The organism is Planctomycetaceae bacterium (genome assembly GCA_041398785.1).
GTDB lineage: Bacteria > Planctomycetota > Planctomycetia > Planctomycetales > Planctomycetaceae > JAWKUA01.
Window position 1 is genome coordinate 153,322 of the sequence record JAWKUA010000013.1, and the last position, 17,871, is coordinate 171,192.

Here is a 17,871-nt window from a genome sequence, read left to right on the forward strand (position 1 = left end):
GGCCGCGCCTTCCATTGTGGAAAACGCCGCCGGCCTGGCATCGTTGGCGCAGTCGTCGTGCGCCGCGGGCGGGAGATGACGCCTTGTCGGAAAACACGTCGCATCCATCCTCAATTGCCAAAGTTCCAAAATGTCAGGTAATCACCGACGCTGACGTTTTCGGAAGCTGTACGCACCGTCGTCGGCGCTATCCTTTTGTGGCGCAGTTCGGCGTGTGTTTCGACTGGACTTCTTTTTGAGACTTTTGTAAACGGGCGCTGGCGTCAGTGTACCAGGTTCGGGGCATCGGCTTGTGCCGGCAACTGTGATACGAACTGCCTCCCGGTGGCGCGGAATGTTCGACGACGAAAACTCTACGCAGGCTGTTGATCAGCCATCGGAATGTCCGCCCCTGGCGATTCCACAGGAGTCGCCACTGCCGCCGTCACCGTTCGATCCGCCGCCGGGAGTTCCGCAGTTTCGCCCCGCTCGCGGATTAAGCGGAGCTCATCGGCAAACGCTGCTGGCGACATACATTTCCGGACGGCCCGGAATCACGGATACCGTGCCGCGAAAAATTCGGCTGCCCGACGGCGACTTTGTCGTGCTGCATGACGACCAGCCCGCAAACTGGAGACGCGGGGACCTGGTGGTCCTGTTGATGCACGGACTGACCGGCTGCCACAGAAGCGGCTATATGATGCGAATCGCCGCCAAGCTGAAGCGGCAGGGTGTGCGAGTTTTCCGGATGGATCATCGCGGCTGCGGCGCGGGACGGCGACTGGCCGCGAACCCGTATCACGCCGGGCGCACGGAAGACGTTCAGAATGTGCTGGAAACGATCGAACGCATCTGTCCGGGATCTCCCGTGTCAGTGGCCGGCTTTTCGCTCAGCGGAAATCTGCTGCTGAAGTATCTGGGACAGCATGGCGGCAACGCTCCGATGTGCATCTACCGGGCTGTCGCCGTGTGTCCTCCCATCGACCTGATGAAGTGCATGACCAAGCTGGGTGCGTCGCGCGCCGGGTTGAGGTATGACTGGCATTTTTCCAGAACCCTGGTCAGCCAGATTTCCAACAGTCCGCAGTGGCGAGACAACGTGCCGCTGGCCGAAGTCAGACGCCTGCCGCGTCGGCTTTACGAATTCGACGACCTCTACACAGCGCCGGCGTCCGGGTTCCGGTCGGTCGAAGAGTACTACCGAACCGCGTCGTCGAAGGATGTCATCAGCAACATTCGTGTCCACACGACGATTCTGGCGGCCGAAGACGATCCGCTGATCGACGCCGAACCGCTGCTGGCTCTGTCGCTGCCCGGAAACGTCACTCGGTGTGTCACGCGCAACGGCGGACACCTGGGATTCATCGGACGCAGGGGAGTCGATCAGGACCGTCGCTGGATGGACTGGCGCGTGATGGAATGGCTGCAGGAATAGCCTGCGAAACCGTCGACCTGCTGTTTGAATTCTCCACGCTGAACGGCGGCGAGAAGTCGATGCTGAGCGTCCTGGCGCGACTTGCCGGCCGAAGCGATCTGAAGTTTCGAGCGCTTTGCCCGGCCGATGGGCCGCTGGCCGATTGTCTGCGAACGCTGCAGATTCCCGTTCTGGAATTCAACGTACGCAACGTCGACGGAAACCGCCGTCCGTCGGATCAACTGGTCGCAGAACTCGCGTCGATTTGTGCTCAGCACGGGATTCGGCGGTTACACGCCAACAGCCTGTCGATGAGCCGACTGACAGGCCAGCTTGCTCGAAAGCAGCCTTCCGGCACAATCATTCACACAGGACACCTGCGGGACATCATCGGGCTGAGCCGTGCGGCGATCAGCGATCTGAACCGCAACGATGCTCTGATCGCGGTCTCTGAGGCGACGCGTTCCTTTCATCGCCGACAGGGACTCGACGTCGACGGCAGCCGCTGCGTCGTCATCCACAACGGAGTCGATCCTGATCAGTTCCGGCCACGCGAACGATCGGCGCTGCGAGCCGAGTTGCTGCCGCAGGTTCCGCCGCACTCCATCGTGGCACTCAGTGTCGGGCAGATCTGTCTGCGAAAGGGACAGCTTGACGCCGCGAAAGCTGTTGTCGATCTGAACCGGCTGTCGCATGACACAATGCGTCCGGTCTTTCTGGTCATCTCCGGAGAACGTCATTCCGCGAAGGATGAAAGCGTGGCCTATGAGCAGGCGATTCGTGACGTGTTCAACTCCGCCGGTCAGTCCGAACGGCTGATCATGGCGGGCTATCGTTCCGATGTTGAACTGCTGATGAACGCAGCCGACGTGCTGATCCATGCGGCTCGACAGGAACCGTTCGGGCGAGTCCTGCTGGAAGCGTCGGCTTCGGGAATTCCGATCGTTGCCACCGACGTCGGCGGGACTCAGGAACTTCTGCGACCCGACGTCGACGCGCTGCTGGTTCCCGCAGCACAACCCGCGGCGATCGCCGACGCCGTTCGAAAAATGATCACGTCGCCTCAGCTTGCTTCACAGCTGTCGACGTCGGCACGCGAACGCACGACGTCAGAATTCACGGCCGAACACTCCGCGACGGCCCTGGCGGATTTCTGGAACCAGTGTGAAGGCCGTTTCGTTTGAGCCGCGTCCAACGCCGGACGGAGAGCTATCCGGAACGGCCTTGCCTTCACCTACCGCGTAAACGAACGAAACGGTCGCCCCGCGCAGCAGGTTCCGTCGTCCCGCAATCCGTCGTCTCAGGCACACGCACGAAACACACTGTCGCCACGACGACAACCCGATTCACTGGATGCACCGAGACGTGGACGAATTCCCGATCCCCATCGTGCGATTCCGGTCGCTCACCCGCCAATCGCTTCGGGTGGTCGATGAAACTCCTCCCAGCGTCGCCAGGCGTAGGCCCATTCCATCCACATTCGCATGACGGACCACAGCAGTCTCATGCGTTCCAGGTGTTCGGGCGGCATTCGCGACTGCTGAGCGGCGGATTCCCGAGCCGCCATGTCCAGTCCATACCGTCGAGCGAGCGAACGGCACAGACCGTCGGCGGACAAATCGCATTCTTCGAGGTCGAAGTCGAACGTGCAGTCGACGGCCATGTCTTCGTCACTGGTCACCAGTTCGGCGCCGTCGGCGGTGACGAACATTTCGAACAGCCGCGCCCGGTACGGATCGATCTCCAGCGGGCGAACAGCGGCCTGAGCTTCGTCGATCAGCCGTTCGATACTGTCGAGAATATCGCGAGCGACCGATCGTTTGACTTCGGGTGACACCGGGTTGTTCATCACGCTGCCTGGCTGCTATCAGAATCAGGAGTTTCGCACGTTCCAATCCGAACGGGCGTCGGTATACCGGCCCGGCCGCAATCGCACAAGCCGGTGGAACGCCAACAGATACCGCGGTCCGGGAGGGCGAGGCTCCTGCCGAGCCGCGTGGGCCAAAGGACGTCCGATGCGGCAGCGGCTCGGCGGGAGCCTCGCCCTCCCGATGGTTGCGCCGAGGACGTTCAATTGCGGCAGCACGTCCCAGAACGCTTTCCGACGGCTGCGCGCACAACTTCTGCGAAGATGTGGCACCCGGACGGGCGCTCAGTCGCGGCGAGACGCGACCACATTGCGACACTTGAGTCAGGCCGCTGCGAAGTTTGATTTCGCGCGAACAGTTGTCAGACTGACTCCCTGTTCGCGTTTCGTTTCATCGTATGCGGCAGGGCGGAATGTCAACCGCGGAACAGTATCTGAAGCCGGAAGTCATCCAGAACATTGCCCGGCTGGACCTGCGCGCGAAGTTTATCGTGGAAGGATTTCTTACCGGTCTGCACTCCAGTCCCTTTCACGGGTTCAGCGTCGAATTCAGCGAACACCACCGCTACAACCCTGGTGACGATCCCAAGGACATCGACTGGCAGGTGTACGCCCGCACGGATCGTTTCTACGTCAAGCGGTATCAGGCCGAAACGAACATCACCGGCTATCTGCTGATGGACCTGTCACGCAGCATGGCCTACACGTATCGCCAGGATCTGACGAAGCTGGATTATTCCATTTGCCTGGCCGCAGCCATCGCCTACCTGATGATTCACCAGCAGGATCCGGTCGGGCTGATTACGTTTGACGACGAATTGCGTCACAGCCTGCCTGCTCGAAGCCGGCGGTCTCAACTGGGCAACATTCTGGCCGTGCTGCAGCAAAGCAAACCGGAAGGCGGCACCAACATCGCCAAAAACCTGCGGCGCATCGCGTCGATGATCCGGCATCGAGGCCTGTTGATGCTGATGACGGACCTGCTGGCGGACAGCGATGAGATCATCGAATGCCTGAGAATGCTGCGGTATTCCGGCCACGACATCATCCTGTTTCACGTGCTGGATGAAGCGGAAGTCAGTTTTCCGTTTTCCGGAAGTGTCGACCTGCACGAACCGGAAAGCGGCGACCGGCAGATCGTCGACGCCGCCGGCATCCGTTCCGATTACCTGGACGCTCTGAACGAACTGCGCGAAACGTACCGTCGGGAATGCTTTGCGATCGGAGCGGACTATGTTCCCCTGGACACCAGCATGCCGTTCGACAAAGCGCTAATGGAGTACCTGTCGCAGCGTCAGGCTCGGTTTTGAAAGCGCGGCCTAACGCTCCGGGAGGGCGAGGCTCCTGCCGAGCCGCGCGTGCCAAAGGATCCGATGCGGCAGCGGCTCGGCGGGAGCTCGCCCTCCCGATGGTTGCATCTGTGTGAATCTGTGAAATCTGCGGACGCCATTTCCGGACCGCAACGTGCAATTGCCGCACGACGTCCCATAACGCTTTCCGACGGCTGCGCGCACAACTTCTTCGAAGATGTGGTACCCAGACGGCGATCGAACGTCCGGGAGGGCGAGGCTCCCGCCGAGCCGCGTGGTTGCAATCTGAGGACGCCCGACCGCAACGTGCGGCAGCGGCTCGGCGGGAGCCTCGCCCTCCCTAACACCGCGGGTGCAGCGGCTCGGCAGGAGCCGTTCCGATAGACGCGGCCTTTCCGATCACCGCGACTTGTCTCCGGGGCTTTGGCCGTGCATCAGACGGCGACGCGGCCGTCATTCGTCCGCCAGAAACTCGGTCAGCCGCGGGATTACCTGATCTTCGGGATGTCGGGTCCAGCATTCCCAGATCACCAGCACCTGCCAGCCGTCGCGGCGCAGACTTCGGATGTTCCGTCGATCTCGCAGGACATTGCCGTTGCGTTTTTCCTGCCAGAACGCGGCGTTGGATTTCGGAGCGACTCGACCGTAGCGGCAGCGGTGGCGGTGCCAGAAACAGCCGTGAACAAAGATCACTTTGCGGTGCCGAGGCAGGACGAGATCCGGTTTGCCGGGCAGGTCTTTTCGATGCAGCCGAAATCGATAGCCCATCCGGTGGACGAGTGACCTGACGATCATTTCCGGCCGAGTATCCCGGTCGCGAATTCGCGACATGTTGAATGATCGCTGCTGCGGGGAATGCACGTCGGCCAAGTCACGGTCACCTTGTATCCGACGCCGCCGCGCTGCGCGGAAAGCCGTTTGCCTTGCCCATCACCTGGGTCGCTGTCGACTGCCCTTTCGCGATCATTCCCGCGACGTAGCCGCCGCGAAAACCGGCGTCGATATTGACGGTCACGACATTCGAAGCACAGCACGTCAGCATGGACAGCATCGCGGTGATTCCGTTCAGAGAAGCTCCGTAGCCCACCGATGTCGGCACACCAATCACCGGACAGTTCACAAACCCGCCGACCACGGACGGCAGGGCGGCTTCCATCCCGGCGACGACGACGACTGCGGCCAGATCTCTCAGGCGATCCACCTGTTGCAGAAGCCGCTGCGGCCCGGCGACTCCCACGTCCTGAATCAGTTCGCACGCAACGTTCATCCAGCGCAGTGTCTCCACGGCTTCTTCAGCGACGGGCAAATCAGTACTTCCCGCCGTGATCACGACGACCGGGGGACTCGCGGCGGCGGGAGACTTCGCGAATTGTTCCGAGTCGGACAACCGGATCGTGCGGGCGATTTCGTTGTAGCGGGAATCCGGGAACGCGGCCTGGATTTTCGCGGCGACGTCGGGATTCACGCGAGTCACAAAGCCCGCCTGTCCGGCGGCCGCCTGGCGTTTCAGGATCTCGATGATCAGCGTCGCGGACTTGCCTTCACCGTAGATGACTTCCGGGAACCCGCAACGCGCCTGTCTCCCCAGATCCAGCACGGCTCCGTCGACGGTCGCGGTTTGCCACATTCGGGCGATCGCGGCGGCCGCGGCTTCGCGCGAGTCCGAATCCGTGATGTACGCGGCAAGCGTGCTGCGGAGCTGATCGTGGTCAGGAAGCATGCGGGGAAGATACCAGTGAAGTCAGCGATGAAGCAACTTTACGCTTTCGGGCCGAGGAACGGGCACCGTCCAGCCGCCAGCGTGGCGCGTCGCGCCGCAACAGCTCCGGGATGCGACCGGGCCGCGCGAACAACTCACCCCGGCGTTGTTCGTTCAACGTCATCCAAAGGCGCGAACGTCGGCTTTCGACAAGGAATCCTGCGAATAGTCGGCCGGAACCGGCGCGTAGTTTTCCATGACCGGGAACTGTACCGATCGCGTTGCTCAATGCCCGCGGGTAGTGCCGGACAGAATCACGGATGATTGTTCCGGTGGAGATCCGGAAATCCCTGTCTGATCGGCGCAAGTCTTTTTCAAACAACGTGATCCGGCCGAATCCCGGTTTTCTCAGGACGTTGCGGGCCGTATGATCGTGAGGTACGCTATCGTACGTTCGTCTGGTGAAAGCCATCGTGGCCAGTTGATGACCCTGCGGGAGTCCGTTCTGTGAGTTCCATTCCGGCCAGTTCCACGCAGCATGCGACGTCGGCGTCCGACGCTGACTACGGTCACGCTGCCTGGGATCTGCTGTACGACATGCCGGCATGGGGGATTTCGCTGGTTGTGCATGTTGCACTGCTGGTCGTGATGATGAGCTTCGGTATCGTCATCGTCGTCGAACGGGAGCTGGACCTGACGACAACCATCGAGCCGGAAGAAATCGAGCAGCAGGAATTTGTGATCGCCACCGAAGTCACGGAAGAAATCGGCAGCAAGAGCGATTTGAACATTCTCGGGCCGTCCATGGCAGCGGCTCAGCAGACCGGATTCGACAACCACCGCGAAAAGATCGAACAACTGGATGAGCAGATCGTGAACCCGCGTCTGCAGGTGTTCGAAACGCTGGCGACTCCCAACGAAGCCGAACTTGTCGAACCGGTCGACCTGACCGGCACCACCGAACACGCCGGCGGAACTCAGGGCGCCATCGACCGCATCGTTCAGGAAATCGCGGCGTCGCTGCGGGAACGCAAGACGCTGGTGGTGTGGCTGTTCGACGAATCCATTTCGCTAGAACAGCGCCGCGATGCCGTCACACAGCGTTTCGAAGGCATCTACAACCAGTTGAACAGTCTGGACGTTGACGCGGCCGGAGCACTGCGAACCGGCATCATCGGCTACGGCTCCGACATTCACATTCTGCAAAAGGAACCCACAGCCGACGTTGACCAGCTTGTCAGCGTTGTGCGCAGCATCAAGAGCGATGTGACCGGCAGGGAAATGGTGTTCAACGCCGTCGACCGGGCTGTCCGAACATTCCTGCCCGACAAGAAGAAGATGCGGGCCAACATGATGCTGATCATCGTCACCGACGAACGCGGCGACGATATGCAGGGACTGGAAGAAGTTGTTCGTCGATGCAGCCGGGAAGGCGTGAAGGCGTACTGCATCGGAAACTCCGCAGTGTTTGGACGCAAAAAGGGGAATGTCTACGTCAAGTGGACAGCGGACGACGGTGAACAATTCGACGGATTGCTGCCTGCCGATCAGGGTCCGGAAACCCTTTTATCGGAAGGTCTGCCGATTCCATTCTGGACGTCGCGAGCCGGAGACTTGCTTTCAATGTCCTCCGGTTATGGTCCGTATGCGTTGTCGCGGCTGTGTTCAGAAACCGGGGGCATCTATTTCATCGCCGATGACACTCCCGGCCGCAAGTTTGATGAAGGTATCATGCGCCGATATTCCCCGGACTATCGGCCTCAAAGAGAGTACGAGCGACAACTTGCAAGCAACCGTGCCAAAGCGGCACTGGTCCAGGCCGCAGCCGTCTTCGAACGTGACGAGTTGGACTTGAACGGTGACGATGTCGTCGACGAACGCGACATTCCCGTTCCCGGACGCAGTTTTCAGGCCAACAACGATACCGTTCTCCGGCAGCAGATCACGGAAGCACAGAAACCGCTGGCGACATTTGATTATCACCTTCAGGAACTACAGAACCTGCTGGAAGCCGGCGAAAATCATCGCGAGAAGCTCGACACGGATCGCTGGCGAGCCAGCTACGATCTGGCTCTGGGCCGTGTGCTGGCGATGCGAGTTCGCGCCTATGGCTACAACGCCATGCTGGCGGAAATGAAGTCCAGCCCGCGGCCGTTTCAGACTGCCGGAAGTAATCAGTGGAGACTGGAACCTTCGGATGACGTTGATGCGGGTGCCGCCGTTCGCCGAGTCCACAAGAAGGCGCTGGATTATCTGAACCGCGTGATTGACGAACACCCCGGTACGCCGTGGGCCTTTCTGGCTCAGGTCGAACTCAGCGAACCGCTTGGCTGGAAATGGGTGGAAGCCACGATGCAGATCGCGGAAAACAACATGGCTGACAACAGCAATCAGCCCGTGTTCGCACCCGAAGAGGAACAGCGGCGCCAGCAGGAACGCCAGCGGCAACTGAAGAAGCAGGCTACGCGTCCTCAGATCTGATCGATCGTCAAGTGGCGTTTGCGTCCTGGTTTCCCATCGGACGACAGTTTTCCGCCCGCCCGCCGGTCGCCCGATTCCACCGGCAGAAGCCGAACAGTCGGTCATTTTCGCGCACTGGAACGGCTGACACATCCGCGCGTGGCGTTGCTTTTTTGCATCATCGGGCAACGAATCGACCCGGCGGACTCATGTTCGAGTGGTAGCCTTGATTCGCCGGAACACAGGCAGCGCAGCCGGGAAGTTGTCGTCCTGACCATTTTTGTCGTGACACTGCCCTGCCGGCCAGCTGCCGTTTTCCGGCCGTCAAAGCCGCGACCGTCGAACACGCCTCGACGCGTCATTCTTCAATCGCCGCTGCCTGAAGCCGGTGCGCTGTCTCTGCGCGCGGTGCGGACAGCGAATTCTGCCAAAGACCGATCACAGAACGCTCAGACATGTTCGACTTCGAACGATTCAGAAACGACGTTTTGGCGCTGGGGCTGCTGGCCCTGGTCGTCTTCGTCGGTCTGAGTTTCCTGAGCTACGATCCGGCTGACCCGCCTTCGGATCTGGTGTTTCCGGTTCGCCGCATGCCGACCAACATCTGCGGCAGCACGGGAGCGGCGGTGGCGTTCTATGCTCGCCAGGTCATGGGTTTCGGAATTTGGGTCGCCATGGCCGCAGTCGCAGCCTGGGATCTGCAGCTGCTGTCGCGTGAAAAATCCCGCGGCCACTGGCTGCATCTGGCGGGGACAGGTTTGCTGGTTGTATCGGCCTGCACGGCGATCCACCTGGCAATGCCCGGTCTGGCGTCCGGTTCGGCCTACGGCAGCGGCGGCGTTGTCGGAGCGTGGACGGGCGTCGGCCTGAAGGAAGCGTTCTCACCGGTCGGCGTGGTGATCCTGGTGTGCTGCGGACTGCTGTCCGGCTGGATGCTGTCACCGCTGTGGAACCTGACGTCGCCAGGCCTGGCAATCGCCTCACTGCCACTGTCGGCGACCACGAAAGCCCTTTCGTTTGTCGGCCGAATCCGCAAACCCCGATCGGCTGCGTCGCCGGACGAAGCCACTAACGACGACGGCGACGTGCCCGACACAATCTCCATCAATACACTTATCGAAGCCGAATCGTCAGCGCAGGATTCCGACGACCCTGATGACGACAATGACGATGCGGATGAAGACTCCGGCAGTTCGCTGAAGATCAATCCTCCCGTCGCGCTGACCGTTCATCGGGGCGACGATCACGGGGAATTCGACCGTTCGCAGCGCGAATATCAGCTTCCGGATCTGGACCTGCTGGAGGAACCCGAAGAATTTCCGTACGAACTTCTGGCAAAGAAGGCTCGCCTGGCAGCCGCCACGCTGGAAAAGACGTTCGAACAATTCGGCCTGAACATCAAAGTTTCGGAAGTCGATACCGGGCCGGTGGTGACTCAGTTCGAGCTGGATCTGGAGCCGGGCCTGCGTCTGAACAAGGTCACGGCGCTGGAAGACGACCTGGCGATTGCTCTGCGAGTCCCCTCCGTGCGCGTCGTCGCGCCGATCCCCGGCAAGAACACCGTGGGAGTCGAAGTTCCCAACGAAAAGCAGGTCACCGTTCGTCTGAAGGAATTGCTGCAAAGCTGCGGCAGCCAGGCCGATGACATGCGAATTCCGCTGTTCTTCGGCAAGGACGTCAGCGGACATTCGCTGATTGTCGACATGGCAAAGATGCCGCACCTGCTGATCGCCGGACGAACGGGAACCGGTAAAAGCGTGTGCCTGAACACGCTGATTCTGTCCATGCTGATGACTCGCACACCCGACGAAGTCAAGATGCTGATGATCGACCCGAAGATGGTCGAACTCAGCCCGTACAAGAACCTGCCGCACCTGATGCATCCGGTGATTACCGACATGAAAAAGGCGGAGGCTGTGCTGGCATGGGCTGTCGACAAGATGGAAGAACGCTACGACCTGCTGGCTCAGGTGGGTGTCCGTCATCTTGAAAGCTACAACAAGCTGGGCCGACGGGAAGTGCTCAGCCGGCTGGGCGTCAGCGAGCTTCACGAAGAAGCGAAAAGCATCCCGGACAAGATGCCATACATCGTGATCATCGCCGACGAAATGGCCGATCTGATGATGACCTCCGGCAAGGACGTCGAAGCTCACATCATTCGTCTGGCACAGAAGTCGCGTGCCGTCGGAATTCACCTGGTCCTGGCGACTCAGAAACCCACTGTCGATGTCATTACCGGCCTGATCAAGTCGAACCTTCCCGCCCGAGTTTCGTTCCAGGTCGCCAGCAAGATGGACAGTCGTGTTGTCCTGGACGAAGGCGGCGCCGAACGACTGCTGGGCTGCGGTGACATGCTGTACCTGGCTCCCGGCACCAGCAATCTGACTCGCGCGCAGGGAACGTATGTCAGCGACGAAGAAACCAATGCTGTCATTGACTTCTTCTCCGACATGGAACCGGAATACAGTGAAGAACTGCAGAAAGTCGTCGCCAGCGGCAGCGGCACAGCGGCTTCGTCGGGTGAAACCGGTCCGCGGCAGTATGACGACCTGTATGACGACGCGATCGACGTCGTTGTTCGCGAAGGACGTGGCAGTTGTTCGCTGCTGCAGCGCTGCCTGGGAATCGGCTACGGCCGCGCGTCGCGAATGATCGACTGGATGGCGGAGGACGGAATCGTCGGAGAATACAACGGCGCTCAGGCTCGCGAAGTGCTGTATTCAGTCGACCAGTGGGAAGAAGCCAAAGCCCGGCGATCTGACGCGTAACCTGGGCGGTCCCGCGTTGTCCAGCTCTCGCTTCGCACCGTCAGTTGCGGGGCACCGCTTCCAGCGCAGCGGCAGGGAGAGGTCGCACGAGCGGAGCGATGTGCTGGAGAGGGCCGATTGCGCAACCAGCGTTCCTGCATCGCAGCGCGATCAACGCGTGAATTGCCCGGACTTCCTGGAAACTGCGTCGTGGCGATTCCGGACGGTGTGACGTAGACTGGCCATTCGTCGGGCGGACCACGGGAGCTGACTCCCGTTTCCGCCATCTGCCTGAAAAGAGTTCCCGGTCGATTCATGTCCAACGCGTCCACAACATCCGCCGCCCGCGGTCGGCGAGCTGTGTCGAATCCGGCGGGCAACGCTGTGCGGCTGCTGCTTGTGCTGGCCACCGTCGGAGCCGGGACGATTGCGGTGATCGGCGGCGTGTCGTGGTGGCAGGATCGACCGCTGCGCAGCATTCGCGCGGCGATCGACGATCAGGACTTCACGGTCGCGTCAAATCTTGCCGACAGTTTTCTGGCCCGGTATCCGTATGACACCCGGGCACTGTTGCTGAAGGGTCGCTGCCTGTCCGAACTCGGTCAGCACGCCAGCGCCGATCATTTGTTTCAGCGAATCGCCCGGCAGTCCAACGGCTTTCCCGATGACAGCGACGCGTTGCGAGCCTGGTCGGTCAGTCTGCTGAATCTGGAACAGTGGACTCGGGCAATTGCCATCATGGAAACACTGACCGAATCCTTTCCCGATGACGCCGAGCTGCTTTACCCCCTGACGGTCGCGCGGATCCGGCTGTCTCAGTATGAACCAGCGCTGGAAAGTGCGGAGCGGCTGGCGAAAATTCCGGGGCATGAACAGGAAGCCGCAGTCATCATCGGCACCATTCATCACGATCGCGGTAACGGTCGATCGGCACTGGACGCCTGGAACACAGTGCTGGCTTCAAACCCCGACGCCGCGAATCTGCAGATTTCTCCCGAAGAATTCTTTGCGATGGTTGGTGAAGAACTGCTCGACAGCGGATTTCCCGACAGAGCGGTTGAGTATCTGGAACGCAGTTCGGCAAGACTTCCGACGGGCCGGACATTCGCGCTGCTCGGTTCCGCGCGATCACAGATCGGTCAGCAACAGGCCGCCGTCAGCGCGTGGACGGAATCCATTCGACACGAACCCGCAAATCCCACGGCTCGCGAAGAACTTGCCAACTTCGCGCTGCAGAACGGGAACGCTCAGGAAGCCGTCGATATGATGAAGCCGCTGATGAATTCATCGGACCTTAGCAGCAGTTCTGCGTACGTGCTGCAGAGAGCGTTCACTCAACTGAACGACGCCGACCAGGCACAGCGATGGCGGCTAATGACCGATCAGTTGCGGGAACAGGAAAAGCAGAGGGGCCGAGTCAGCGAACTGCTGCGGACGTCCCGCGATCCGTTCCTGTCGACGTATCTTCGAGCCTACCAGTTGGCTCAGCAGGAAAAATGGAATGACGCCGATCGCATTCTTCAGGATCTGCTGATACAGCATCCGGAGGACGCTCGCGTGCAGGCGCTGGCCGCAGCCGTCCGAAAACGCGGCGACTTGCCGGAGTTGGCCGATCAGAGCACCCGACCGGACTCGGCGCCGGGGCAGACTTCACCGCCACACGATTCCCCGCCGAAGCCGACGAGTTCCCAGTGATGCGATTCGATGGAATGTGGCATCCAGGGACACTTCTTCGCCGGTGGCAATCGCGTGGCGGAATGCTGGACCGTAGCGTGCGGGCATCCGTCGCCGGTGTGATCGTCGCCGGTGTGATCGCCGGATGCGAACCGGAAGCGCCGGTAACGTTGCCGCCGGATGCATCAGCAACCATCCCGGCAGCGTCGTCATCGAACGGTCCGCTGCCTGCGACCTCCACGAATCCCGCAGGCCATACCGCATCGGGCGGGTCCGCGGCGGGAACGATTCGGCTCGTCGAAGTGCCGCCGGCGGAGAGCGGAGTTGACTTTCTGCATGTCAGCGGGGATTCGGAAGAGAAGCCGTTCCCGGCCGCCAACGGCAGTGGAGGCGGTGCCATCGATGTCGATCAGGACGGCCTGTTCGATCTGTACTTCGCCACGGGTGCTCCGTTTCCGCTGACGTCGACGGAAGCGTCGCCGTCGAACCGCTGTTATCGAAATCTCGGCGACTGGAAATTTCAGGAGATCACCGCCGAAGCCGGTTTGACGTTTCGCGGATACAGCGCCGGCGTCGCCGTCGCGGATTTCGACAGCGACGGGTTCCCGGACCTGTACGTCACTTGTTTCGGAGAAAACCAGTGGTTCCGCAATCTCGGCGACGGAACGTTCGAAAACGCACCGATTTCGCCGGGCGGCAACTTTTCGACCAGTGCCGCATGGCTCGACTACAACGGTGACGGCCTGGTCGACCTTTATGTCGGAAACTACGGCCACTGGTCCTTTGAAGAAAACCAATATTGTGGAGATCGGTCACGCGGAGTTCGAATTTTCTGCAGCCCGAACTCACTGGAACCGGAGCCGGACCGGTTGCTGCAGAATCTGGGCGACGGGACGTTTCTGGATGCCACGTCCGCGGCCGGTGTCGATCAGGTCACCGGCCGAGCTCAGGGAGTCCTGGCAACGGACGTCAACGCCGACGGCAATACCGACCTGTACATCGGCAACGATATCCATCCCAACTTTCTGTTTCTGAACGACGGCGACGGACACTTCGCCGACGCGACGGAATTGTCCGGCGCCGCGTACGACGGCCGCGGCCAGATGCAGGCCGGTATGGGAGTCGCCAGCGCCGACATCAATCACGACGGACGCCTGGATCTGTTCGTCACCAACTTCGAAGGCGAACAGAATACGCTGTACCTGCAGTCGGCGCCCGACACATTCTACGACGCGTCAAACATGCTGGGGCTCGCGCCGGATTCGAAGCCCTGGGTCGGCTGGGGCACCGCCTTTGTCGACTTCAATCTTGATGGCTGGAAGGACGTGATCGTCACCAATGGCCACGTCGACAACAATCTTCCGCAGATGGGACGCGACGTGCCGTACGAACAGCCGGCACTTGTCTGGCAGAACAATGAAGGCAGGTTCCGCTGCCTGGCAGACTCCGCCGGTTCGTGGTTCCGAGTATCTCACCCCGGCCGCGGGTTGATTACCGCCGACCTGGACAACGACGGCGACACGGACATCGTCGTCACGCAGCAGGACCAGCATCCGGCTCTGTTGAGAAACGATTCGCCGGAATTCGATCGCTCAGCGCGGAATTCCGTGACGCTGCGGCTGATTGGTCGCGAAAGCAACCGGGACGCCATCGGAACCCGAATCGAAATCACATCAGCCGAAACACCGCGTGTGGAATGCATCCAGAACGGAGGCAGCTATCTGTCGGCACACGATTCCCGCCTGATCATTCCAGTCGACCCGTCCGGGACCGCGGACCTGAAGATTCTGTGGCCGTCCGGGGCTCAAAGCATGGTAATTGGACTGAAGGCATCGCAGAATTACGCCGTTATCGAACCTTCAACGACCGAACCGGCATCGATCAGTCATTCACCGGCAGCGTTGCCCACCGGAAAGGTGAACCGTGACTTCAACAAATAGCGACCAGGCACATTCCGCGAATTTCCCGGATCACGAATCCGGCGACGTGAAGAAATCCTTTGTGGCCATCATTCTGGTCCTGCTGCTGGTGCTGCTGGTGGCGATCGCCGCTGCCGGTCGAGCCGCCTATGTCTGGGTCATGACGGATGGAAACCTGACGTTCCGCCGGTTTGCATTTATGGAAGAGCCGAAGGTTGAACTCTATCCGGTGACCGGCAAAGTTATCTTCAACGGTGAACCGCTGACCGGCGGACACATAGAACTGTACTCCGTCGACGGCAGCGTCAAGCCGGACCGGATCATAGGCCCGCTCAAGTCCGACGGCTCATTTGAGCTGTACACGGACTTCAACGGCACACTTGGCACTGGTGCTCCCTCAGGCGATTTCAAGGTGGTGCTGCTTGTCTATCATCCCACAGGGCCGCTGGAAGCGCCAGTGCAGATGCTGCCGGCGGAATTCTATGACCACAACAAAAGCCCGATTACGGTCAAGGTCACAACCGACGCCGCTCAGAACCAATTGACAATCGAAGCGGACGGAGAAATCCAGGAGAAGCCGGCACGTAACCGGCCACCCGGCGGCCGACGACCGGCTGGGGATTCTCCCGACGAAGCATCGCCGGAAGCAAACGACGACGCAGCGGAACCCACACCGGACGACTCCACCTCTGAAGATGCTCCGTCCGAATCTGCGCCATCGGAAGAATCACCGGACGAAGAGAACTGACGATCTGCCTGGTCTGAGAAGTCCCCGTCCCGTTTCCGCGACCGACGCCGTCCCGATTGGCGTTTCCGGGTTCTTGAACCGGCGACGTCTTTGGAGTGAGGTGACCCGTCACCGCTTTGGATTTCAAGGAATACGCGATTTCCGGTGCATCGATCGGCAGGTCGGAAGGTCAACATGAGAGCGAAAACCAAAGCGATGCTGAATCATCGCACTCCAAAAATCGCTTGTGGCTTGTCACGCGTCATTGGTGAACACCACTGAGCGACAGTGGCACGGATCGCAGCGCGGGCGTTCCGGGTAGCACATCTTCGCAGAAGGTGTGCGGCGCAGCCGTGGGAAAGCGTTTCGAGACGTCCTGCCGCCACCGTGCACTGAATTTCCGAACAGCATCGGCCATCGATTTCCGATCGCCGCGCGACTCGCAGAACGCCATCCCGATTGGCGTTTCCGGGTTCTTGAACCGGCGACGTCTTTGGAGTGCGGTGACCCGTCACCGCTTTGGATTTCACGGAATCCGCGATTTCCGGTGCATCGATTGGCAGCTCGGAAGTCGACATGTCTGCGAAAACCCAAGCGATGCTGAATCATCGCACTCCAAAAATCGCTCGTGGCTTGTCACGCGTCATCGGTGTCCGATCGCCGCGCGACCCGACTGCGGGTTTCCCTCCGTCGAGTCGCACCCGTCGGTACGACTGGTGCGGGCACACTGACTTGCTGCCAAAACTTCACAGAATGAATTCAGAGTATTGCACGCGGGCTGTACGAATTGTTAGATTTCGTAGTGCGGGGAGTCTCCGACTGTGGCCGGTGCACTTTTTTCTTCGCATTTCACTGTTGCGCCTAGCCGGGGCACCCTTGAGTACGTCTTACTTTTTGAACATCGAAAGGACGGTCATTATGAAAATTCCGCGACGGGGTCGGTTGGGATTCACCCTGATCGAATTGCTGGTGGTGATCGCCATCATCGCAATTCTGATCGCATTGCTGCTGCCCGCTGTGCAGCAGGCACGTGAGGCGGCTCGCCGCACTCAGTGCAAGAACAACCTGAAACAAATCGGGCTGGCACAGCACAACTACCATGATACGTACAACATGTTCCCGATCACTGTTGGCTGGAACAACACGCCCGATGAACGCAAAGGGCAGTTCTCCGACAAGGTGGCGATGCTGCCGTATCTGGATCGCGGACCGGAATTCAACCTGCGAGACGAATCTTTGCGTCCCTACGAACCCTCAGGCTGGCACGGCAGTGACAACGTGACAGCTTTCGGCGGCACGATTCCGATCTTCAACTGCCCGTCGGCTCCGCGGGAACACGCGATTCCTGCCCACAACCGGACTGCGTTCACCTACGCCGTCAACTGGGGCGTGATGCGATATAACGGTCGCGGACGACAGGGGAATCACAACGGTATCGGCTTCTACGCGGGTGCCGGGATTGAATCTGACCCTCCGGTCGACTTCGGAAAGATCCCCGATGGTTCTTCGAACACGGCTGCCTACGCGGAATTTGTCCACTCTCCGGGAGCTGCCGGAACCGGGGCTTCCACGGATCCGATGATCAAGAAATTCCAGCTCTATCAATGGGCGGCGGACGTCCCGACGCATATTGAACTGCGAAATTCCTGCCTGGCAAATGCGGCCGCAGGCGACCTTGGTAACAACAACGACACCTGGCGTCAGTCCGTCAAGGGGTCCTCATGGTCATGGTCGTTCATCGGCGTCGGCAACGGGTACACTCACACCATGCTGCCCAACGAACCGTCCTGTGCTGTGATGTTTGGAGGAACGGACTGGGGTGGAGACTCCATGATGTCCGCCAGCAGTATGCACACCGGCGGCGTTCAGATTCTGCTGGCCGACGGAAGTGCTCGCTTCATCTCCCAGAACATCGACCAGACTGTCTGGTGGGGTCTCGGAACACGAAACGGAAGCGAAACTCTGGGCGAATTCTAAGAATCCCTCATCGGACAACCGTGCCGTTTAGCCTGCTGACGGGTGAAACCGGCCGGCAGGTCTGATGGACCAGTAGTTTCCAGATCTCGATGGCCACT

General features: G+C 60.4%; 12 protein-coding genes. 9 read left to right on the forward strand and 3 right to left on the reverse strand.

Annotation, left to right across the window (positions count from 1 at the left end; genetic code table 11):
* Positions 1 to 334 precede the first annotated feature (334 nt).
* Positions 335 to 1,414: an alpha/beta fold hydrolase gene (locus R3C19_16220; GenBank protein ID MEZ6061891.1), complete on the forward strand. Its 1,080-nt coding sequence runs from the start codon at positions 335 to 337 to the stop codon at positions 1,412 to 1,414.
* Entirely contained in the window at positions 1,399 to 2,577 is a 1,179-nt protein-coding gene (locus R3C19_16225) for a glycosyltransferase family 4 protein (GenBank protein ID MEZ6061892.1), read from the forward strand. Before R3C19_16220 ends, R3C19_16225 begins: the two co-directional genes overlap by 16 nt.
* Positions 2,578 to 2,798: 221 nt before the next feature.
* Here R3C19_16225 and R3C19_16230 read toward each other — a convergent pair whose 3' ends face one another.
* Positions 2,799 to 3,242, reverse strand: a complete 444-nt coding sequence (locus tag R3C19_16230; protein ID MEZ6061893.1) for a hypothetical protein — start codon at positions 3,240 to 3,242, stop codon at positions 2,799 to 2,801.
* Between the two features lie 431 nt (positions 3,243 to 3,673).
* On the opposite strand from R3C19_16230, the gene R3C19_16235 reads away from it, so the two are divergent.
* Complete coding sequence (locus tag R3C19_16235) at positions 3,674 to 4,570, forward strand: DUF58 domain-containing protein (protein MEZ6061894.1); 897 nt, start codon at positions 3,674 to 3,676, stop codon at positions 4,568 to 4,570.
* Positions 4,571 to 5,023: 453 nt separating this feature from the next.
* Here the strand turns inward: R3C19_16235 and R3C19_16240 are convergent, their stop codons facing one another.
* Positions 5,024 to 5,431, reverse strand: coding sequence for a very short patch repair endonuclease (locus R3C19_16240; protein MEZ6061895.1), 408 nt, complete (start codon positions 5,429 to 5,431; stop codon positions 5,024 to 5,026).
* A gap of 16 nt (positions 5,432 to 5,447) precedes the next feature.
* Entirely contained in the window at positions 5,448 to 6,290 is an 843-nt protein-coding gene (larB, locus tag R3C19_16245) for a nickel pincer cofactor biosynthesis protein LarB (protein MEZ6061896.1), read from the reverse strand.
* A 486-nt stretch (positions 6,291 to 6,776) separates the two neighbouring features.
* Here larB and R3C19_16250 point away from each other — a divergent pair, with 486 nt between their 5' ends.
* The 6 genes from R3C19_16250 to R3C19_16275 all read left to right on the forward strand — a co-directional run bounded on the left by R3C19_16250 (position 6,777) and on the right by R3C19_16275 (position 17,773).
* Positions 6,777 to 8,750: a VWA domain-containing protein gene (locus tag R3C19_16250; protein MEZ6061897.1), complete on the forward strand. Its 1,974-nt coding sequence runs from the start codon at positions 6,777 to 6,779 to the stop codon at positions 8,748 to 8,750.
* A gap of 434 nt (positions 8,751 to 9,184) precedes the next feature.
* Complete coding sequence (locus R3C19_16255; GenBank protein MEZ6061898.1) at positions 9,185 to 11,497, forward strand: DNA translocase FtsK 4TM domain-containing protein; 2,313 nt, start codon at positions 9,185 to 9,187, stop codon at positions 11,495 to 11,497.
* 294 nt (positions 11,498 to 11,791) lie between these two features.
* A complete protein-coding gene (locus tag R3C19_16260; GenBank protein MEZ6061899.1) occupies positions 11,792 to 13,171 on the forward strand; it encodes a tetratricopeptide repeat protein in 1,380 nt (459 codons plus the stop codon).
* 62 nt (positions 13,172 to 13,233) lie between these two features.
* Positions 13,234 to 15,090, forward strand: a complete 1,857-nt coding sequence (locus R3C19_16265; protein MEZ6061900.1) for a CRTAC1 family protein — start codon at positions 13,234 to 13,236, stop codon at positions 15,088 to 15,090.
* The gene (locus R3C19_16270; protein MEZ6061901.1) at positions 15,074 to 15,817 is read left to right on the forward strand and encodes a hypothetical protein; all 744 of its coding nucleotides are present in this window, start codon (positions 15,074 to 15,076) and stop codon (positions 15,815 to 15,817) included. Before R3C19_16265 ends, R3C19_16270 begins: the two co-directional genes overlap by 17 nt.
* A gap of 897 nt (positions 15,818 to 16,714) precedes the next feature.
* The gene (locus R3C19_16275; protein MEZ6061902.1) at positions 16,715 to 17,773 is read left to right on the forward strand and encodes a DUF1559 domain-containing protein; all 1,059 of its coding nucleotides are present in this window, start codon (positions 16,715 to 16,717) and stop codon (positions 17,771 to 17,773) included.
* The last annotated feature ends 98 nt before the right edge of the window (positions 17,774 to 17,871 follow it).

Excerpts from the sequence above, each read along its gene's own strand:
- R3C19_16235 (MEZ6061894.1), top strand. The coding sequence starts at position 3,674 with ATGTCAACCGCGGAACAGTATCTGAAGCCGGAAGTCATCCAGAACATT.
- larB (MEZ6061896.1), bottom strand. The coding sequence starts at position 6,290 with ATGCTTCCTGACCACGATCAGCTCCGCAGCACGCTTGCCGCGTACATC.
- R3C19_16230 (MEZ6061893.1), bottom strand. The coding sequence starts at position 3,242 with ATGAACAACCCGGTGTCACCCGAAGTCAAACGATCGGTCGCTCGCGAT.
- R3C19_16275 (MEZ6061902.1), top strand. The coding sequence starts at position 16,715 with ATGAAAATTCCGCGACGGGGTCGGTTGGGATTCACCCTGATCGAATTG.
- R3C19_16255 (MEZ6061898.1), top strand. The coding sequence starts at position 9,185 with ATGTTCGACTTCGAACGATTCAGAAACGACGTTTTGGCGCTGGGGCTG.
- R3C19_16225 (MEZ6061892.1), top strand. The coding sequence starts at position 1,399 with ATGGCTGCAGGAATAGCCTGCGAAACCGTCGACCTGCTGTTTGAATTC.
- R3C19_16220 (MEZ6061891.1), top strand. The coding sequence starts at position 335 with ATGTTCGACGACGAAAACTCTACGCAGGCTGTTGATCAGCCATCGGAA.
- R3C19_16265 (MEZ6061900.1), top strand. The coding sequence starts at position 13,234 with ATGCTGGACCGTAGCGTGCGGGCATCCGTCGCCGGTGTGATCGTCGCC.
- R3C19_16260 (MEZ6061899.1), top strand. The coding sequence starts at position 11,792 with ATGTCCAACGCGTCCACAACATCCGCCGCCCGCGGTCGGCGAGCTGTG.